Raw genomic sequence first — 19671 nt, 5'->3', positions numbered from 1 at the left:
GGTGTTCCCGTTGAAAATCGGCATTCATTGCCAAACACCGACTTTGCAAAGACCGGGCCGGGAATCACCGGAGCTTACACCGCGTCGGGAACCGTCACGATAATCGGCGAACCCTTGGTAATCACCATGGTATGTTCGAATTGTGCGGTCACGAAACGAGGATCGGTCAGGAGCGTCCAGCCGTCCTTGCCATCCTCGGCGAGATGCGCGCCGTTGGACAGAAAGGGTTCGATGGTGATCACCATGTTTTCTTTCAAAAGCCTTTTGTCTTTCGGATCGTGAAAGGGCGCGATGAATTCCGGCTCTTCATGCAGGGCGCGGCCCACACCATGACTGCCGAGGTTGCGAATGATGGTGAGACGCCGACGTTTGGCGGTGGCTTCGACAGCGGCGCCGATGGCCCGAATCGGTTGACCCGCGCGGGCGACCTTCATGGCTTCCTGCAGAGCTTCGCGAGTCGCATCACACAGCTGACGCTTGGTCTTGGTTTCCGGGGGTATCATGAAACTACCGCCGGTATCCGCGAACAGCCCATCCAGCTCGGCCGATACATCAATATTCACAAGGTCGCGGGCCTCCAGGACGCGATCGCCTGGAATGCCGTGCGCGATTTCATGGTTCACCGAAATGCAGGTGCTGCCCGGGAATTTATAGAGAAGCTGCGGAGCCGAACGCGCGCCATGAGCCGCGAGGAAATCGCGACCGATGCTGTCCAGTTCGCGCGTGGTCATGCCCGGCTCCATACTGCGAGCCATATGCTGCAGGCAATTGGCAACGATCTTGCCGATGCGTTTCAAACCTTCCAATTCTTCCATGGTTTCGATGGTCATGCTTTTGCCGTCCTCTTTTGCGCACAGGTTCGAATTCACGCCGCTGATCATAACTGATTTTGGGAGGGCCTGCATCTCAAAGGGTGACGGAGGGCCAAGCTTCAGGATACACTGGTATTTTTAGATGATAAAAAGGCAGGTGCATGGGTCAGGACTGGGATCTTATCATCATCGGCGGGGGCATCGGAGGGCTCAGCGCGGCCCGGTTTATGCGTAAGAGCGGACTTAAAACCCTGGTTCTGGAGCGCAGTCCCGGCCTGAATGAAGTCGGGGCCGGACTGCAATTGGCGCCGAATGCCCAGGCTGCGCTGCGGGCTCTTGATCTGTGGCATGAGCTGGCCCCGCGCGGCTGGACCCTGAATCAGGTGCAGCTGCGATCCACGCGAAGTGGTGAGCTGACGCGCATGGATGCGAAACCGGACGGACTTGTGGCCATGCATCGGGCGCAGCTGCAAAAAGGTTTGGCGCAGGGTTTCACTGAGGCGGGCATTCGTTTCGCAGTGACGATTCAGGGCATCACGCAGGACAGGGATGGGGTTCGGGTCACGCTGGCGAATGGCGAAACGCTCGACTGCAAATTATTAATCGGAGCGGATGGACTTCGTTCCCAGGTGCGCTCGCTTCTGTTTCCGCCGGTCACGCATCGTTACTCGGGGACCAGCAGCTATCGCGGTATCGTGTCCGCACCCGGTTTTTTAAAGGATCCGCACATGGGCGCGGAAATTTGGGGACCGGGGTGCCGCCTCGGCTATTCACAGATCAATAGCGAGGATATTTACTGGTACCTCACCTTCGATGCCCCGGCTCATGAAACCAAAACGCCTTCGGAACGGAGGACGCATGCGCTGGAGCTGATGAAACACTTTCCCGATGAATCGCCGATCATCGCCCGCACGCCGCCCGAGCGGATTATTCACACGGATATCGGGGATATCAAGCCGACCGATCATTGGGTCGAAGGACGCGTGGCCTTGCTGGGCGATGCCGCCCATGCCACGACTCCGAATCTGGGGCAGGGTGCGGCTCAGGCTTTGGAAGATGCTTGGGCCTTGGGTTTGGCGCTGCAAAAAGCGGGACCTGAACCGTCGGCTTTGGCAGCTTACCGGGATGTCAGGCGCAAAAAAGCTCTTTGGATCGTGCAGCAATCCTGGTCGTTTCAATCGGTGTGTCATCTGAAAAGCGCATGGCAGCAAAGCCTGCGTGATTTTGCAGTCAAACATACACCTGCAGCTATTCGGAAGTCTGGTTTGAATCGTATCTACACGCCTGCCGTAGGTTTGGAAGGGGATGCCCATGCTTAAGAAAATTGGTCTGGTCCTGGTCGCCGTGGCCTTTGCGATCCTCGCTTTTCCCAATGTTTTGCCGCATGCGGTGGAAATGGAGAGACGCATCACCATTCAGAGTCCACCCGCGGCGGTCTATGCGGTGCTCGCGGACTTTCATCAGTATCGCAGTTGGGATCCTTTCAGCGCCAATGATCCTGAGTCCACTTCACGCGTGGAAGGGCAAGGCCTCGGTTCCATTTATGCCTGGGAAGGCGAGAAGATCGGCCGCGGGAAAATGGTGATGAAGGATCTGCAGGAGAATGCGCGCGTGGATGTGCTGCTGACCTTCGAAAAACCCTTCCCCTCGCAGGCCCACAGTGCCTGGATCGTGAATGCGCTGGATAATGGGGACACGGAAGTCGTCTGGCAGCTTCAGCAGGATCTCTCTTATTTTCAGCGCTATATGGGATTGATCATGGATGGTGTGGTCGGCGGTAATTTTGAAACAGGACTGGCGCGACTGAAGGCGAAAGTGGAAGTGAAGCCCCTTTAAGGGGTTGATTGCGTGGCAGCCGCGGGCTCGGGATCAGGCGTCAAAGCCTTGGGCCTTGCAGCGGCTTTGGGTGCAGGCTGCAGCAGCTTCATCCAGTTATTATTTTGTCCCAGGAGTATCTTCGATCCTTTGTTCACCGCGAGCGTTTCACCCTTGGCCAGAAGGACTTCAAAGACCGCGAGGGAACCGCTGGTTTTCAGCATCTGCAGAAGGGCTTCCCCGCGCGTGTTCGATTCCTTGATCAGCCACCTTTTGGAGCTGTCCTTGACGAGCAGGCCCTGACCGAGTTCGCTGGTGCTTTTCAGAAGTCCCGCCAGAATCAATCCATCCCGCGCATCAATCACCACCGCATCATAACCCAGGTTACGCGACAGCCAATTCAATACGCTCGGAGCCGTCTTTCGGTCAGCGGCCGTGATAGGCCAGGTGGCAAGCGTTTTAAAAGTCCTTTTGTGGCTGCCCTGGATCGTGACCTTGCTGCCGCGATCCAAAAGGATGAGCTGAAGCAGAGCAGGGTCCAGTAAAGCCTCTGGGGGCAGATCGCTGATATCCTCGACCGGGTTGAGTCGTTTGATGAAATCTGCCGTTTCACTCGGCACGTACTGCATGAAACCCAGTTCAGAAAATTCCTGCATGGTCCGGTCCCAGCGTTTGGCTTTGGCTGCTGTACTGGAGCGGATAGTCAGATGCCGAATCAAAGTGGGCTGATCCTGCCAGGCGGAATCGCTGAGATCCTGCCACCAGGCCATGGGATCGGGAATATCATCCGCCGAGGCGGTGAGGCTGAAACAGAGGGCGAAGGAGGCGATAAGGTGTTTTACCATGAGACTGTCACACCTCCGCCGAGAAAGAGGAGATTAAAGCCGAACTGACGAATCGCAAGATCACTGTTGCTCTCGCTGATGGCTTTGGTATCCCGCTGCAGAAGAAGCCTTTCGCCAAAACCAAAGGCGAGGGCCTTCAGTTCCCAATTTTCCTCTTTCATAAGGTCCATATAAACATCAAAACCGATACGGGCACTGGTCACCGATACGCCATTGGACTTGACGAGACTGGCCTGGGCTGAACTGTAGGATCCCCAGAGTCGGGTGCGCCAGCCGAGGGATTCCTTTTCAATGCCAAGCTCCGCGTTCAGATTCAAGACCCGCCGCGCTTCGAAACTGGTCAGCTGATAGTCACCCAGATTATCCTGGACGGCCAGCTTCGATTCAAAACTGAGGATCCCGAATTTCGGCTGCAGGTCGATCCGCGAAATAAGGCCCTGCAAGGATTCGGGCGGAATGATTTCCCAGGCCCAGCCCAGCGATGTGCGGCTCATCTCGAAGTGTTCGGTCAGGCCAAAGCGTTCTTTTTCGACACGAGGCGTCAGATCATAATAGAAACGCAGACCCGAAAGCGGACCACTGCGAATTTCGAGAAGGGCGGAGATGAGGGCGGTCTCCGTGATCACCGATTCCCCCTGAACAAAAGAGCGGCCATACCGAAGGCCGGCATAGTTCGAGCTGAAGCTTTCAAACAGCATGCGGTCCAGAAGATTCAGCAGCGAAAAGCCCTGGGTTTCCCCGTTGATTCTCTTTTCGTATTCAGCCTGCCGCTGATTGCGGCCTTTGCTGTTCTGAATCCAATAGCGTTCGCCCTCGATGAGCCTGCCATAGGTCCTTTGCCATTCAAAGGTCTCGGCGCGACCCTGCTCCAGATTGCGAAAGGACTGCCTTCTGGCGAGCGAGGCTTTGATTTCAGGAACCCAGAGTTTTTTGCTGGGTTGATAGCTGAGCTGATAGATCAAAAGTTCTTCCGGGAGGAAGGGCATATCGGGATGCATGATGAGTTCGAGGGTTTTTCCGCCACTTTTATGCGTATAAATCCAGCCGGTCGGCAGGCTTTCCACGATCATGCGGGCGAGAAAGCGGAGAACCGTGGCCTTCTGCATGTCCTCCAGGAATTCACCCTGCAGATGAAAGCTGAAGGTCTGCACGGGTATCCACTTTTCCTTGCTATGGAATTCCACGGTGATGTCGATGAATTTGGGTCGAGGCACAAACGAAATGCGCCAGGGCGTGGAGTCAGCGATTTCGGGTTCCTTCACCTCGCGCTGGCATATGTATTCCGCCAGGAAACCCGGGGAGGCCGCATTCGCCAGAAGGTTCTGGCCCAGCCCCTGGCACAGCCGCAGCCATTGACCCTGGCTGACTTCGCCGCCGAGGATTTTTTCGCCATCCTGCAGGCGGATGTAAGCCTTTTGAAGTTTCGGATCAATAGGGATAAGATCCTCGGCCGCATAGCCGGGCAGCGAAAGTAGAAATGCCATGAGCCACAGTACCCTCATGCCGCCATTATCTCTTCCTGCTTGAACTCGATGATGAGAAGGGTCAGATCATCATCGAAGACCTTGGCATTTTTATTAAAGCTGATCGCATCCTGCATCAGCGATTTGCAAAGAGTGAAGGGGTCTTCCTGCGCATGCGCCTGCAGAAAGAGTTTCATGGGCCTTGCGCCCCACTGTTTGCCTTCGGCATTCTCCAGTTCGGTAAGGCCGTCGGTATGAAGAATGATCTTGTCACCAGGGACCAGGTTGACTGTTTCGTTATAGAAGACCGAGTCCTTTTCCAGGCCTAGAATACAGGAGGATTTTCGCTTCTGTAAAAGATAGCGATAGGGAACTTTGGGCTTGGGGCCAAGGCGCGGGTCGCTGGCATTGGCGGGAATCAGGACGGGATAGGGGTGCCCCGCATTGGAAAAGGTCAGCGTGCGTTTTTCGCTATCGATCAGAAGAGCCAGAAAACTCATGCAGAGTTTGCCGCGCAGCGTTTGATAGAGCAGGGTATTGAGCGAGCGGAGGATCTCGGCCGGATCATTGGCCGGGAAGGCTCCCGCCATGATCTGCTCCGCGAGAATATGAGTGGACGCATAGGCTATGGCTGTTACCAAAGCCGCGGGCACGCCGTGGCCTGTGGCGTCACCGATCACGATCAGTTCGCGATTCGATCCCAAAGGATAATGACCCCACCAGTCGCCGCCGCATTCGGAGGCCGGCTGATAGAAGCTGGTCATGAGCAGGTGTCGATTGCGGAAGGTGTTTTCCTTGAAGAAGGTGTTCTGCACGGACTGGGCAACCGAGAGTTCCTGATCGAGTCGGGCTTTTTCATGTTCGGCGGCGAGCAGGTTGACGATTTTTCGCGTCATCAGGTTAAATGCAGCCGACAGCTGACCCAGTTCGTCCTGTGAACGAACGCTCACCGTATGCTGAAAATCACCGCTGCCGAGACGCTGGGTGGCGGCATAGAGTTCGCGCAGGTTGCTCAGAAGGTTTCGCAGGATCGTCGACGCGAAGAAGATGGCGATCAGTACGAAAAGGATGGTCCAGCGGACCATGTCCCAGAGGAATTTACGGATGGCCTCGTCGATCGCGGAGCTGTCCTGATGGGTGACGAGCTGCAGCGGATAACCGGGAATGTGATGGTAAGCTACAAAATAAGTCCCCTGAGAGGTTTTCAGCTCTCCCAGGTAGCCGGCGCCCAGATCACCCTGCATCAGCTTTTGGGCTTTATTGACGAAACTTTTCACAAGCACCAGCGAACGATAGGTTTTACGCGTGATCAGATCACGGAAACTTTCATCGAGAAGGAAACTTTGCACCTTGCGATCTTCGGATGTCGCCAGGGGAAGAACGCGCAGTTCAAAGCCGAGGACCACCAGAACCATGTCCTGGGTGCCGCGGATCGCAAGACGACGGATCATGACGGCCTGCTCGGTGATTTGAGGATGCGACATGATGCGGACTTCATTGCCGCCCAGGGCCTTTTTCCAGTTCGCACCAGGTATGGGCTGATGTTCGGGGCTCACTCGTTCCACCAGAGTGGTCATCTCATTATTTTGGTTAAGACGGAAAATTTGCAGACTTTGTGCACCTTCTTCGCTGACCAGGAAGGCGTCGATCAGATCGGACCGATTTTTTTCCGGAGCGTTCTGCACGGCCTGGACCAGAAAGCTCAGTCGGTTGTCCCAGCGGGTCAGAAGGCTGAAGATTTTCTCGCCTAAAAGCTGCGTACCATCAATCAGGCTGCTTTGGTACTGCCGATCCAGGTTTTCCCGCAGGGCCTGGCTGTTTTTAAACGTGATCGAGCCCACCACCATCAGAACCAGCACGATGGTGAAGAGGAAAATTTTTGCGCCGAAGCTTTGTCGCATTCCGAAAGTCATAATAATCCTGATGTTCCTTTCAACTTCATCGGAACTGGAAAGAAAATCCTGAGTCCCTATAGGGGGAGCAATTCTTACCGATACAGGGAGGGGAGGCTTACACATGCCGCGTCGCATGCTGCTGCTCTGGTTACTCGCCATTGGCCTTTCGATTGCCTGGATCGCCTGGCCTGATCAGCTGGAGCGAAAAGAAGGGGCTTTGGCCAATATCGCCAGCATCCAGGGCAATGTTTCCATTCGACCGGCAGGCAGCTTCAGCTGGTCCTCGGCCCGGGTGGGAAGCCATTTGCTGGCGCTGGATGCGATCGCCACCGGCGCCCAGAGCCGCGCCGAACTTTTATTGGAAAATGGGGCGACCATCGTCCTGCCTGAAGATACGCAGATCAAACTGCAGGCGCAGACCATTATTCCGGGCATGACCATCTCGCTGATCAAAGGGGGACTCGAAGTTCAGGCGGACGGTATCATCGCGGAAGAAGTCTCGGCATCCGACAAAAAAGGCAAACGTCCCAAAGCCGCGCCCACGGTGGCAGCGGCCAAGCCCATCACGATTCAAACCAAACGCTACAGCGTGGATCTCTCGCGCCTTGAGGGGCAGTTCCGCCTGCAGGCCAATGCCGGTGCCGAAGCTTCGAAACCGGAAACGATCCGCGTGCAAAATTCCAAGGGTGCTGTGAGCCTCGCGCAGCTCGATGACAGTGCCGCGCCGAATCTGGATGAACAGCTCGACGAGTCGATTCCGGAAACGCAGGCAGCTCCAATCATGGAAGTCAAACCCCAGCTTCCACCTCCGCCGCCACCACCACCTCCGGTGGTGAAGAAGGTCGAAGCCGTGAAAGTCCCGGAGCCTACGCCGGCACCAACAACGGATGCAGAGCTGGAGCTGATGGATGAGACGCCGGCACCGGAAACCTTGCCTCTGGTCGAGGAGACACCCGAAGAGCTGGTTCTGCCGAAGCTGAAGGATTCCCAGGTCACATTCTGGAGTGTGGATGCCATCGAAGAATCCTATGAGATTCCCTTGGTGCTGCCCCTGACCGGCCCCAAGCCCGTATTCAATTCGAATCGCTGGCAGAGCATACTCAGGATCAGCCTTCGCGGTGCGGGCAAGCCCATCATTGTCAAACGCGAACCCGGCGCTTTGGGGATGTTCTTTTATTTGCGCGAACTGCAGAGCCTTCTTCCCCAAAAAAATCTTGAGGGCCTGCAGCTGATTGTCGAGAGCGGCCTGATGCGGAAGGACGACGACGAGAGCGAAGTGCGCGTGACGAATCTGAAGACTCAGGTCACATTGCGGAGCCTGAAAACACCTCAGGCTTTGACGCTGCAGATCGATGGCTGGCGTTTTGTGGAACCGACCGATCAATGGATCCGTTCCCCGCTTCTTACCCAGCCGGATGCGATGCTGCATCTTTGGGAACCTATGATGCTGCCCGAACTTGAAGGTTATCTGCGAGGAGCGAAAGCCTTCGCTGTGCTGCCGCTGCAGGCGGTTTCGAGTCTTTCAGCGGTGCAATTCGTTCGCGGCAAAAGCATCGTGGCATCGACCGATAGCACGGATGAAAAATTCATCAAGAGTCTGATCAAGCGCCTGCGTCCCGATCTTGTTTATCGAGGATCACCGCAGGCCTTCCTGGGCGGCAAAGGATCCTTCGATCTGAACAAGGAAGGGAGTCGGTCCGGGGATCTTTATTATGTGCGGCGCATGAGTCTTTTGAAAATGGACCGAAACCTCTTCAAAACGCACTCGGCGGCCCGTGCGTTCATCCGAAACTTCGATCCTTATTTTATGAGCCTTCCCGTTACCATCATTTACAATAAAGACTGATCAGGGACGTACGCAGATCACGGAGTTGGGATAACTCGGATCAAAGTTCGCTGTACCCAGTTTGGTCGTTGAGCCTGACTTCGCACCATAGGTTGAGCTTGTACCATCGGTTAGGAATACAGACCAGGCGTTGGTTGTATCCGCCGAGGCCGAGGTCGAAGCCCAGAACATCGTGTAGTCGACATCCGGCGCGAAGTCGTCGTTATTGGATGCGGTGCCAGCTGTCCCGCCCTTATACCAAAGGTCCCGAATACCATGCATAGCGGATGTTTGAAGGTCATGCTCGGTGGGCAAGCGCCAGTCTGTGAAACCACCGAAGGTCAGGTTGTTGCATTTCGCCACAGCATTCGGCCAGGTCGAAGCTGTCGCCGTGGGAGCGGCACCCGTTGTTGGGTTTGTTTCCGACCAGTAAAGCTGGGTAATGCGATCGTAGAAGACGCAGTCATCGCCGGGCGCGTTACAGGTTCCGTCGGCTGTAACGTCCGACCAGACCGTGGCCGCGTCGCAGACACTTTCCGCGCCGAAGCCGCTGATGTTACCCTGGGGCAGAGACGTGGAGTTATTGTTCCAGTTATCAACAGTATCCCACCAGTCATTGCTGGTACCAGCTGTGGAACCAGATGCTGTGACGGTACCATCAAAGTTATAGATGCTGTTTGTAATCCGGTTCTGACAGGTCGTTCGGATCTGACCAGTCAGGCCACCCGCAGACTTTCCGTAACGAAGGTCCCAGGCCGTGAGACTGGCTGTATCCACCGATTTATAGCGGCTGGTCGTCACACATCCTGTCAGGCCATCGGCGCCGCAGCTGGCAATCGTGCCTGTGGTGCCGAAGATGGTGACTGTATCGATGATGTTTCCGGCCGCAATGTCCGTGTCGCCTGCACCTGTTTGCAGGGAGCCTGTGGAATCGAACCATTCAAACGCCGCCGATGATTTGACTTTGGCGTCAAAGGTTGCGGCTGTGAGGTCCGCGGTCGCTGTATTACCCGACAGAGGGTAGGTGCTCGAAGGATAGTCTCCGGTGACACCGCCTGCGACCACGCCGGCTTTAATATTGGCTGCTGTGATGTTGGTGAAGTCCGCTGATTTATAGGTTGCGGTGGTCACGCAGCCGCTGACGTTATTCGCCGAACAATCAGCCAGAGACGGTGTGCTGCCTGTGCCGCTGATACCGAAGGTTCCGTTGCTGACGCGAACGTTGGCTGCCGTGGGGAGAGTCAAGGTCCCTGTGCTGCCTGTGCCGCTTACGCCGAACGTTGTGCCGCTCAGGACGTTGCCGACTGTGGGAAGGGTCACGTTACCTGCAGCTCCCGCTACAGTTTGGCCTGTTAAAACTTTGCTGGCGAGGCCGGTGACATTCGCGGCGCGATACGAAACGGTCGCGATACAACCCGTGGCACCATCGGCTGCACAGTTGCTGTGAGATTCTGCAGTGGCGGAACCGGGGATACCGGCCACCGTATTGCCGCTGACAATTTTAGGGGCGAGGCCGCTGGTGGCGGCTGCAGTGAAGGAGCTGGTGGCTACGCAGCCTGTTGCGCCATCGGCGGAACAATCGCTGTGCGATTCCGAAGCGGTTGAACCGGCCACGCCAGCGACTGTATTTCCGGTGACGATTTTTGCAGCGAGGCCTGTCGTCAGAGCTGCTGTGTAAGTGTTCGTAGCCACACAGCCGGTGGCTCCATCCGCGGCGCAGTTCGTATGCGATTCTGCTGTTGCAGAACCGAGGATACCAGCCACGGTATTGCCGCTGACAATTTTCGGTGCGAGGCCACTCGTTGCAGCGGCTGTATAGGACGAGGTCGCGACACAGCCGGTCGCGCCGTCGGCGGAACAGTCGCTATGGGCTTCCGCGATGGCCGAACCTGCGATACCCGCCACGGTTTGACCTGTGACGACTTTTGTAGCAAGGCCTGTGGTCACAGCCGCGGCCATCAAAGGACCAACAGCCACACAGCCTGCAGCACCATCGGCGGCACAATCGGCAAGAGAGGGTGTGATGGCATTGCCACCGATACCATAGGCACCGGCAGAGGTACGAACCTGAGCGGCGGCTGGTATGGTGAGTGTTCCTGTGCTGCCGTTGCCGCCGATGCCGTAGCTTGTGCCTGTATAAACAAGGCTTGCAGAGGGAAGTGTGATATTACCGGCAGTGCCGGCTACGGTTTGACCGGATAGGACTTTGCTCGCAAGGCCCGAGGTTGCAGCGGCTGTGTAAGACGCTGTGGCGACGCAACCTGTTGCGCCGTCGGCTCCGCAGTTGCTGTGAGATTCGGCGATCGCAGAACCGGCGATGCCTGCCACGGTTTGACCCGTGACAACCTTTGCGGCAAGGCTTGTGGTTAAGGCTGCTGTATAAGTCGCAGTCGCTACGCAGCCTGTCGAACCATCTGCAGCACAGCTGCTGTGTGACTCTGCATCCGTGGTGCCAGCGATGCCAGCGACTGTGTTGCCGGCTACGATTTTTGCCGCCAAACCTGATGTAGATGCAGCGGTGTACGAAGCGGTCGCAACACAACCTATGGCGCCGTCCGTTAAACAGTTGTTATGAGACTCGGCGCTTGTTGTTCCTGCGACGCCAGCGACCGTATTGCCAGTGACGATCTTGGGAGCAAGCCCAGTGGTCAAGGCGGCTTTGTATGTGGTGGTTGCCACGCAACCTATGGCGCCGTCGGTCGCGCAGGCGCTATGTGATTCTGCAGTCGCAGTACCGGATATGCCTGCAACTGTGTTGCCTGAAACAATTTTGGGTGCAAGTGCAGACGTGGCTGCGGCTGCATAAGTGGTCGTCGCCACGCATCCGGTGCCACCATCCGTTGTACAAGCGCTATGTGATTCTTCAATCGCGGAACCGGCTATGCCAGCGACGGTATTACCCGTCACAATCTTAGGAGCAAGGCCTGTCGTTAAAGCTGCAGCATAGGTGCTGGTTGCGACGCAAGCAGTTGCTCCGTCTGTGGTACAGGCGCTATGAGATTCTGCGGTAGCGGATCCGGGAATGCCGGCTACTGTATTTCCAGATACAACCCTTGGTGCAAGACCCGAGGTTGCCGCCGCTGCATAGGAAGCTGTTGCCACGCAGCCTATGGCGCCATCGGTCGCGCAGGCGCTATGTGATTCTGCAGTCGCAGTACCGGATATGCCTGCAACTGTGTTGCCTGAGACAATTTTAGGTGCAAGTGCAGACGTGGCTGCGGCTGCATAAGCGGGCGTCGCCACGCATCCGGTGCCACCATCCGTTGTACAAGAGCTGTGTGATTCCGCAGTCGCAGAACCAGGAACGCCTGCAACAGTATTTCCCGACACAATCTTCGCCGCAAGACCCGAAGTATCCGCCGCAGTAAACGCCGCCGTCGCCACACAGCCAGTGGTACCATCAGCAGCACAATTCAAATGCGATTCCGCCGCCGTGGTTCCTGCAACGCCAGCGACGGTGTTACCTGCTACGATTTTAACGGCAAGACCCGTGGTCAAGGCCGCCGTGTAAGTCGTCGTTGCAATACAACCCGTGGCTCCATCCGCACTACAATTGCTATGAGACTCGGCCGCTGCGGAACCGGAAATTCCCGCCACCGTTTGCCCAGTAACGACTTTCGTGGCGAGCCCCGTTGTTAAAGCTGCAGCAAAGTTAGGACCCACGGCTACACAGCCCACGCCTCCATCGGTGGAGCAGTTGGCCAGAGTTGGTGTGACGCTTGAACCATTCACACCGAAGGTCCCATTGCTGCTGCGGACATTCGCAGCGGAAGGAAGCGTCAAGGTTCCAGTCACGCTTGTTCCGTTGATTCCATAGTTACTACCCGCAAAAACAAGTCCCGCTGCGGGAAGAGTCACATTCCCGGAAACGCCTGCCACGCTCTGGCCAGCGATCACTTTATCACCCAATGCCGTCGTCAGCGCCGCGCGATAAGGGGCACTCACCACGCACGCCGTCGCGCCGTCGGCAGCACAAAGTGCATGGGCTTCAACAGGTGCGGTACCGGTAATGCCCGCAACGACAACGCCAGCTGCCACCTTATTGGCAAGTCCACTGGCATCCGCCGCAGGAAAGGACGCGGTGGCGATGCAGGCTGTGCTGCCGTCCACCGTACAATTTGGAACCGCCTGTGCGGTGGCAGTACCCTGCACACCGGCTACCGTCTCTCCCGCCATCACTTTGGCCGCAAGATTTTGCGTAGAGACAGCCGGAAGATCCGCTGTGGTCACGCAATCGGTTTCACCATCACGAGTACATTTGGTATCCGCAGGAACCATAACCCCAGTGATGCCACTGATGGTGACGCCCGCTCGGATGTTTTGCGGCAGGAGATTCATGCTGCTCACTTCGCATTCCCGCTCGCCTGCAGTCAGCACGCCGTCTTTATTATAATACTCAATACCGCGGCACACGTCCGAAGGATCGAGCATGACCAAGGGATAGTCCTTGGCTCCTGGCTGGGAATCACGGGTATTGTCGACAACGACCTTGCTACCGGGTTTGTAGGCGGTTGTTTGCGTGTTGGCGCGATCCACGACGTCGACTGTGACGCCGTCGCTACACGCGCTGAGCGTCAAGAAAGTGAGAATGGCAAATAGCTTCATCATCGTGTACGGCCCCCTCTGGCTTGCGAGTCGGGTGTCCTTTTCCTCTAAGGGCAATGGCCCAAAGTAGCCAGGGCGTAAGATTCAAAGTTTCAAACAAAATGTCGCAATTCCTTTTCGAGAGTTTTGCCTTGAATCTTAAATGAGGGTGTTTTCTCAAATACTTTTAATTCATTAGAGACACAGGGGTTTTGGGTGGAGATCCCAACTTCGCAAGTCGAAGTTCCTAGGATCCCTGATCTTTTCTTAGAAAGCGGTCGGAACTTCCACAAAGCGAAGCTGCAGGAGTTTCAAACCCTGGTTGTCGAAGCCCCAGAAATAGTCCTGAAGTCGCGAGTCAAACAAAGGAACGCGTTCCACGGTGCCATCACCATCGATGTCAGCGGAAATCGAGAGCAGCTCGCGCGACACATTCGAGAAACTGCTCTTGCCCTTGGTACGAATCTGCACCAGGGTTTCCAGGCTGCAGACAAGCTCACCCGAGACCACGTCGGTGGCACAGGTATTGGCTTTGATCGAGCCATTGGGTTTGCCCAGAGCGCGAGCATAAACCGAGTATGACGTCACGCCATCACCATCCGCATCCGGCGCTGGCAATCGGAAAGCGGCCACACCATCGGTGCCGTTGGCGTCAAGAACCATGAAATCACCCTGGCTCAGGTTGACCTTCGCCGTACCTTCCAGAGGAAGGAAAATGCGGTTACCGCTGGTGATCGTTGCTGTCTTGTTCTTGGGAACGCCGATCAGATTCAAGCTGAAATGCTTGCCGGACGGAGCGCCATTGCCAGCCAGTGCTGCTGCATCAACTCCTGCCCGGCTGCTCTTTTTGCCAAGTCCGAGGGAGCGAAGGTTCATATCATCCGTTCCACAGCCGGACATCGTCAGAGCAAAGGCTACAAAGCAAGCGATCGAGAAATGCATCCAGGTCTGGCTGTTCGTGCGGATCATAAAGTCCCCTCTAAATTGGCTCGTGATGTCGTACACACAAAAAACGTATCGGTAGAGCTGCATCAAAATTGAAATAAATCTTATAAAAACAGTGATTACAGTGAGTTGAGTGGAATTAATTGGGCTTTTTTCATACACAGAATTTGGCCAAAAAAGAGGCCAGGCAGAAAGCCTCTCAAGATTTCTGCCGCTCGTGCCGTGTGATCCGTGGGCAACGAAAGAAATGACGAGTCGCAAACCTTGGTTTTCAAACCCATCTGCAGAAAAGTTTTATTGGCGAATTTGAATACCGATAAATTTTCTACGCGACGCAAAAAATTCTGGAGGGACCAAATAATGAAAGTTCAACTCAACCATCTCACTCATGCGGCTCTCGCTGTCACTCTTATGCTAGGCGCAGCCTGTAACCGGACATCATCCACAACAGCCGCCGAGGAAGCACCTGCTGATATCGAGAGTGCCTACCTGGGTCTGTCGGCTGACCTTCAAAAAGAAATCTATGGCGCTGAAGTCATGCCCGTGGCGGAAGTTCGTAAGGAGCTTCTGGCCAAAGCTGATAAGGATGGCGACGGCAAACTGAGCGAAGAAGAAAAAGCCGCTCTGAAAGCCGAGTGGAAGGAAATGAAAGAAAAATTGCGCGCTGAAATGAAAGCCGCACTGGATAAGGACAAGGACGGCGAAGTCAGCGCCGAGGAAAAGAAAGCCGGTCTGGAGGCCATGGGCCAGAAGATCAAAGCTGCGATCCAGAGCACATTGGAAGACATTCGCACCGCCCAGGAAGACGCTCGCGCCAATATCAAAGAAGCCTGCTCCAGGAGCGACGATGCCGGCAAACCTGAAGCGGAAGCTGCTGCACTGAAAGAAGGCGCTGGGCGTTCCGCGGATGCCGGCCCTGCTGATGATTTGGATGCGGAAAGCATGGGCAAGGAAATCGAAAAGGAATTGAATGCCTGCCAGACGGTGGTTCAGGCTGAAAAAGAAAAGATGCGTGAGATGCTGAAGGCTTCCCTTGACGCGCTGCATGCCGAACTCGATGAGCTGAAAGGCAAACTCGGTTCTGTTGAAGACGTTCAGGGCGCTTGATCGCGGAAGGTTAAGCTCATGCCTGTCAAGAGTCGGCCGGTTGGTGCCGCGGCCGACTCCGAGCTGCCTGATGAGCCGATGAAATCTCTGGTTCCAGCGCTTGATAAGACTCCACCCAGACCGGATGCGCGCACCGCGAATCCTCGGAAAAGTTTTAGTCCAAGCGCCGGACCCGCACTCCACTGATGTTCACCCGATTCACGGCACCGTCCGCACCTCCGCGCCCGGCTGTATAGCGATCAAAGTGTTTCAAATAACTCATATTCTTCGCATCAAGAACCCGCAGCCGATAGCTTCGGCCCGCTTTGAGTTTCAACCCAGCTGCCGAAGAAAAAGCCCAAATTCCCCAGTTCGTTTGATGCGGCATGAACACCGCCGCACCCTGTGTTTCTCCACTCCCCACATCCATCACTTCAATCCACTTCACCGCCGCCGTGATCCCGGTGTTGATTGGCCCGAAAGCATTCCCAAACGCAATCTCCGCCCGATACGCCCCATCCGTCGGCACCTGAAATGAACTCACTTCAAGAACCTGCTGCGGAGACCCCCAGCCATTGAAGTGCCGCCGATTGTGATCGCTGGATTGCGAGGCTCCATCCAGGCTCTTCAAAGTCCCGTTATACGCCGTATATTCCCAGTTCCAACCAAGCTGACAAAGTTCGGGACTGGGATGCGAAGCGAGGCTTCCATTCTGATAGGTTTGAATCGCGGTGTAGCAGCCTTCCTTCGGAACTCTGATGCTGTCGCTCGTCAGATTCTCGGCGAAAAGCCGACCATTGCGATAAAGGTCCCAGCGGGTCGGATTCTGTTCACGGCGATCGATGCGAATGGTCTCTGCATTCACCCAACTCAGCCGCGGTTCCATAGGCGCAAAAACCTGCCGATATTCTTCATTGGGAAGACCGGGTCCAATACCGACCTCAGGCTTATTCACGCTCAGTGTTTGAGCCGCAGCATCCTCAACCAGCTCGATAAGAATCTGATTGTCAGCCTTCAGCTGATCAAAACGAACAAAGGCCGCATCCTGCAGCTGACCGTTCACCTCGATACGCTGCACTTTCAAAAAACCGTCTTCGGTTTCATGGATCGTCGGCCAGCGCAGTTCCACCTGAAGACGTTTGCCACGCCACTGAAGATCACGCAACTCCACGCGTCCATTCGGAATCCAGCGTTTGGCGATCACATGGGTCAGATGCGGCTCCATGTGCAGCTGATCGCCTTCAGCGTTCAGTCCAAAAATTCCCTGGATGACGACTGAAGCAAAAGCCGCGACCGACCACAGCTGCCGCTTGGAATTCACCACCGGGCCGGAAAGATTGCCATCCACCACATAGGGAAGTCCCGACAGGAATTCCAGGTTTTCCATATGCGAACTATTGCGCGAGGCCCCGTTCCAAAGACTCTGCATGGCCTCGCTGACGAAGGGGGCGTGCTCGACCTGAGCAGCGGCCTTGATCGCATAAGCCGTGACGAAGGGCCAGACCGCGCGATTATGATAAATCGGCGTCGCGGGGAGCTGCGGATGAATCACAGGAGGTCCCGCTTTGTGGAGGGGATACTGCGAAAAGATGCGGCGGCCTTCTTCAGGTGAAGCAAGGTTCGCGAGCACAGCCAGGGACGAACCGAGAAGGTCATACTTTTCCAAAGGGAAGGCCGGATCGGTGGCGCTGCTCATCGCTGCGAACATCCCGCGTTTCGGCAGCCAGAAAAAATATCGAATATTCTGAGCCAATGTCTCCGCCCAGGTTTCATAACGTTCCTGACGAACCCGATCGCCCAGTTCTTCCGCATAACGCGCCGCCTGCCGCAGAGCGAGAAGATGCAGCACGTTGGTGGACAGAGCGAAACTCTCGCCGATCGCTTTCACATCATTTTGGGTCCAGCTTGGATAGGTCTGCTCGCGCCAGTCCAGGAAGGACTGTTCGCCGCGATAAAGCCCATGCTCAGGTTCGAAGACCACAAGTCGATCGGTTTCTATGGTATTTTTCAGGGCCTCATAAGCCTGCGCGAGGAACGCGGACTGCTTATCTTCCGTCAAATGCGGCAGCACACGATCCGCGCCAAGACCCCAGACCACGCGATCCGTGCTGACCGGCCAGCTGCCACCGCTGCCGGTATCCTGCACGATTTCAGGGCCGGATCCAAAGCGCGAGTCCTGCCGCGCCTTGGATAATTTGAAGAGCAGAGTTTCCTGACTGCGTTCGGGATCGAGCCAGGCGAGGCCCAGGTCCACGGCATAGGCGCTGTCGCGGGTCCACACGTAATGCCACAGTTCACCAGTTTCAAAGCAGTCGCAGGGCAAGGGCTGCCCGTTTTGAAAGGCGGCATCGCGTATGGTGCTGACCGAGTTATCTTTGACCTCTTTCATCGTCAGCGCGAAGAGGGCATCAAAATCCGCCTGCCCGGAACGCAGTGAAGGCCGATTCGAAGTTTCAGTTCCGAAGGCTGGTGCGGCGCTCATAAGGGAACTCCCCAGGAGAATCGTAAGCATGGATTTCAACATCATCGAATCCTTCCGAAGACAAAAGGGTGAAGTCACCCAGGGGACAAAAAAATCATGACAAGCTCAAAGCCTTGGGGTAAGCTGCGCGCACTTCAATCCAAGGAGCCACTTTATGAAAACATGTGTTCGCGCAATCATCGGTCTTTCCCTCTCTCTGTCCGCCTCTGCAGCTTTTGGAGCGGTGCATGATCGTCAAACCAACCTGGAACTCGAGGCCATGGCCCTTGTTCAACTTTCCGAGATGCAGGCGGAAGTCGGCGTTGAAACCCAGCGCCTCGGCGGACTTGGTGACGCTCTTGGGAACATCGGCGATCTTGTGAAGCAGATCGAGGACATTAAAAATCAGCTGGTCGAGCAGTTTGATGAGAACAAAAATGGCCGCATTGATCCGGGTCCTGAACTGGATAATTTCAAGGAAACCATTCAGTCTGTCATTCTGCTTTTGGCCGACAGCAACACCAACGGCCGCATCGACCTTGAGGATATCAAAGTCCTGACCCAGACTCTACTGGATCAAGCCAAGGGCAAAGCTTTGGAACTGGCGTGCCCCACCGTCATTCGCGAGGCCGAAAAAGCCGGCTGGTGGCTGCGTTTTCGCCCCGTTTTGAAGCATTTCTATGAGGTGTGCACCTTCGGAGTCTAAGAGCCGAAAGCTACCGGAGCGGAGGCCTTGGGCATCCGCTCGGGCGTCCCGACATGCCATCTTCGGCACTAAATATCCATGCTGTAGAAGAGGCCGAATCCGCTGTTGCGTGAGATCTCTCTGGGGCTGCTCTTCTGCTCCAGATAGTAATACTGCCAGCCCAGCCCGAATCCAGCGAAGAGATCCCGAAGGCCGAAGAAGGCCGAGGCTTCCAAACTTCCGTCAGGCAGCGCGGCCAGACTTTTGCGCTGGGTGAGTCCTTCATAAGGAAGCTGCTCAATGCCATCCCGCAGACCCTCGTCCTGATCCGCGTGGATGATGTATTTCGCGGAACCCGACATTCCCAATTTCCAAAAGATGTGCAGCGACGTGAGAGCTTTTACATACACACTCTTCACGCTCGCGATCTTTTCAAAAGGCTGATCCGAAGCCGCTCTCCCGGAATATTCGGTGCGGCTCATCCCGGGCCCGACATCCAGATTCATATTAAAGAGCGAAAAGGCGAGGCATCCGTGGAGCCAGTGATCGAGTTCTTCGATCCCGGGCTCGTCTTCGCCGCTTTCGGAAACCGTCAGGTAGGTGAGGGTGTAATGCGCCGAGAAAAAAGGCAGTATCATAAGGCCGAAATCATTCTGAATGCGCCGGGAGCTGAAGTCGACGAAAGCGTCCTTATCGTGAAGGATCTGGCCCTGGCCGATATCCAGGCTATAGCGAAATGCGCGGTAATAAGCGCGGCCAACCACCCCGTACCAGGAGCGTTGGAATCCCGTGCTTTCCGTGGTGTTCAGATTCGCATCCTTCACCTTTTCGGTACGATTGCCCCAGGTATAGCTGCCGTAAGGCTGCACAGTGAGGCCTGGGTTGCCGGGAACCAGAGGAATTCCATACACGCGCGCCCCGAGTCCGAATTCCGAAGAAATCACATCCGTGCGCAGTCCATCGACATCGGTTTGCCTTGCCCGGAATCCAGCAATCGGCCCAATGTTCCAATCAAAGCCTTCGGGACTCCAATCGGGAAACAGAACGCTGTCGGAAGCTTCCATGGGTTCCTGAAGGGTTTTCGTCACTTTTTTCGCGGGTTCGGCCACGGCCATCCCGCTTAGGAACAGAGCCAAGCCGCTTGCCATACTCATCCATTGCTGCCCATGCATGCCTTGTTCTCTCCAGATGAAAAATGAAGTGCTGTCGCATTCTAACCCGAGATGGCGTGGGATAAAATGCAAAATGCAACAGG

General features: G+C 55.8%; 13 protein-coding genes. 5 read left to right on the top strand and 8 right to left on the bottom strand.

The window, feature by feature from the left end; all coding sequences use genetic code 11:
- Positions 1 to 74: 74 nt before the first annotated feature.
- Positions 75 to 830 carry a type I methionyl aminopeptidase gene (gene map / locus VFO10_RS31145; RefSeq protein ID WP_325145945.1) on the bottom strand — a complete coding sequence of 252 codons (756 nt, stop codon included), beginning with the start codon at positions 828 to 830 and terminating at the stop codon, positions 75 to 77.
- Between the two features lie 143 nt (positions 831 to 973).
- Here map and VFO10_RS31140 point away from each other — a divergent pair, with 143 nt between their 5' ends.
- Together VFO10_RS31140 and VFO10_RS31135 are read left to right on the top strand one after the other, a co-directional pair.
- The gene (locus tag VFO10_RS31140) at positions 974 to 2131 is read left to right on the top strand and encodes an FAD-dependent monooxygenase (RefSeq protein ID WP_325145944.1); all 1158 of its coding nucleotides are present in this window, start codon (positions 974 to 976) and stop codon (positions 2129 to 2131) included.
- Positions 2124 to 2648 (top strand): SRPBCC family protein, encoded by a 525-nt coding sequence (locus tag VFO10_RS31135; protein ID WP_325145943.1) that lies wholly within the window; start codon positions 2124 to 2126, stop codon positions 2646 to 2648. The genes VFO10_RS31140 and VFO10_RS31135 overlap by 8 nt, the downstream gene beginning before the upstream one ends.
- Here the strand turns inward: VFO10_RS31135 and VFO10_RS31130 are convergent.
- Genes VFO10_RS31130 through VFO10_RS31120 form a run of 3 tightly spaced genes read right to left on the bottom strand, consistent with a single transcriptional unit; the run spans position 2645 to position 6836 of the window.
- Positions 2645 to 3472 carry a hypothetical protein gene (locus tag VFO10_RS31130; RefSeq protein ID WP_325145942.1) on the bottom strand — a complete coding sequence of 276 codons (828 nt, stop codon included), beginning with the start codon at positions 3470 to 3472 and terminating at the stop codon, positions 2645 to 2647. The two genes, VFO10_RS31135 and VFO10_RS31130, sit on opposite strands and share 4 nt — an antisense overlap.
- Positions 3466 to 4956, bottom strand: a complete 1491-nt coding sequence (locus tag VFO10_RS31125; RefSeq protein ID WP_325145941.1) for a hypothetical protein — start codon at positions 4954 to 4956, stop codon at positions 3466 to 3468. Before VFO10_RS31125 ends, VFO10_RS31130 begins: the two co-directional genes overlap by 7 nt.
- 14 nt (positions 4957 to 4970) lie before the next feature.
- Positions 4971 to 6836, bottom strand: a complete 1866-nt coding sequence (locus tag VFO10_RS31120; RefSeq protein WP_325145940.1) for a PP2C family protein-serine/threonine phosphatase — start codon at positions 6834 to 6836, stop codon at positions 4971 to 4973.
- 115 nt (positions 6837 to 6951) lie between these two features.
- On the opposite strand from VFO10_RS31120, the gene VFO10_RS31115 reads away from it, so the two are divergent.
- A complete protein-coding gene (locus VFO10_RS31115; RefSeq protein ID WP_325145939.1) occupies positions 6952 to 8676 on the top strand; it encodes a hypothetical protein in 1725 nt (574 codons plus the stop codon).
- Here the strand turns inward: VFO10_RS31115 and VFO10_RS31110 are convergent, their stop codons facing one another.
- Complete coding sequence (locus VFO10_RS31110; RefSeq protein ID WP_325145938.1) at positions 8677 to 13263, bottom strand: DUF1566 domain-containing protein; 4587 nt, start codon at positions 13261 to 13263, stop codon at positions 8677 to 8679.
- 243 nt (positions 13264 to 13506) lie between these two features.
- On the bottom strand, positions 13507 to 14208 hold the full coding sequence (locus VFO10_RS31105) for a hypothetical protein (protein ID WP_325145937.1): 702 nt from the start codon (positions 14206 to 14208) through the stop codon (positions 13507 to 13509).
- 336 nt (positions 14209 to 14544) lie between these two features.
- On the opposite strand from VFO10_RS31105, the gene VFO10_RS31100 reads away from it, so the two are divergent.
- Positions 14545 to 15291, top strand: a complete 747-nt coding sequence (locus VFO10_RS31100; protein ID WP_325145936.1) for a hypothetical protein — start codon at positions 14545 to 14547, stop codon at positions 15289 to 15291.
- Between the two features lie 154 nt (positions 15292 to 15445).
- On the opposite strand, the gene VFO10_RS31095 is transcribed toward VFO10_RS31100, so the two are convergent.
- Positions 15446 to 17752 carry an MGH1-like glycoside hydrolase domain-containing protein gene (locus tag VFO10_RS31095; protein WP_325145935.1) on the bottom strand — a complete coding sequence of 769 codons (2307 nt, stop codon included), beginning with the start codon at positions 17750 to 17752 and terminating at the stop codon, positions 15446 to 15448.
- Between the two features lie 154 nt (positions 17753 to 17906).
- Here VFO10_RS31095 and VFO10_RS31090 point away from each other — a divergent pair, with 154 nt between their 5' ends.
- On the top strand, positions 17907 to 18437 hold the full coding sequence (locus VFO10_RS31090) for a hypothetical protein (protein ID WP_325145934.1): 531 nt from the start codon (positions 17907 to 17909) through the stop codon (positions 18435 to 18437).
- A gap of 68 nt (positions 18438 to 18505) precedes the next feature.
- On the opposite strand, the gene VFO10_RS31085 is transcribed toward VFO10_RS31090, so the two are convergent.
- Positions 18506 to 19588 (bottom strand): hypothetical protein, encoded by a 1083-nt coding sequence (locus tag VFO10_RS31085; RefSeq protein ID WP_325145933.1) that lies wholly within the window; start codon positions 19586 to 19588, stop codon positions 18506 to 18508.
- Positions 19589 to 19671 lie beyond the last annotated feature (83 nt).

The organism is Oligoflexus sp. (genome assembly GCF_035712445.1).
GTDB lineage: Bacteria > Bdellovibrionota_B > Oligoflexia > Oligoflexales > Oligoflexaceae > Oligoflexus.
The sequence above is the reverse complement of the archived record's forward strand: the minus strand, read 5'-3'. Positions and strand labels throughout refer to the sequence as shown.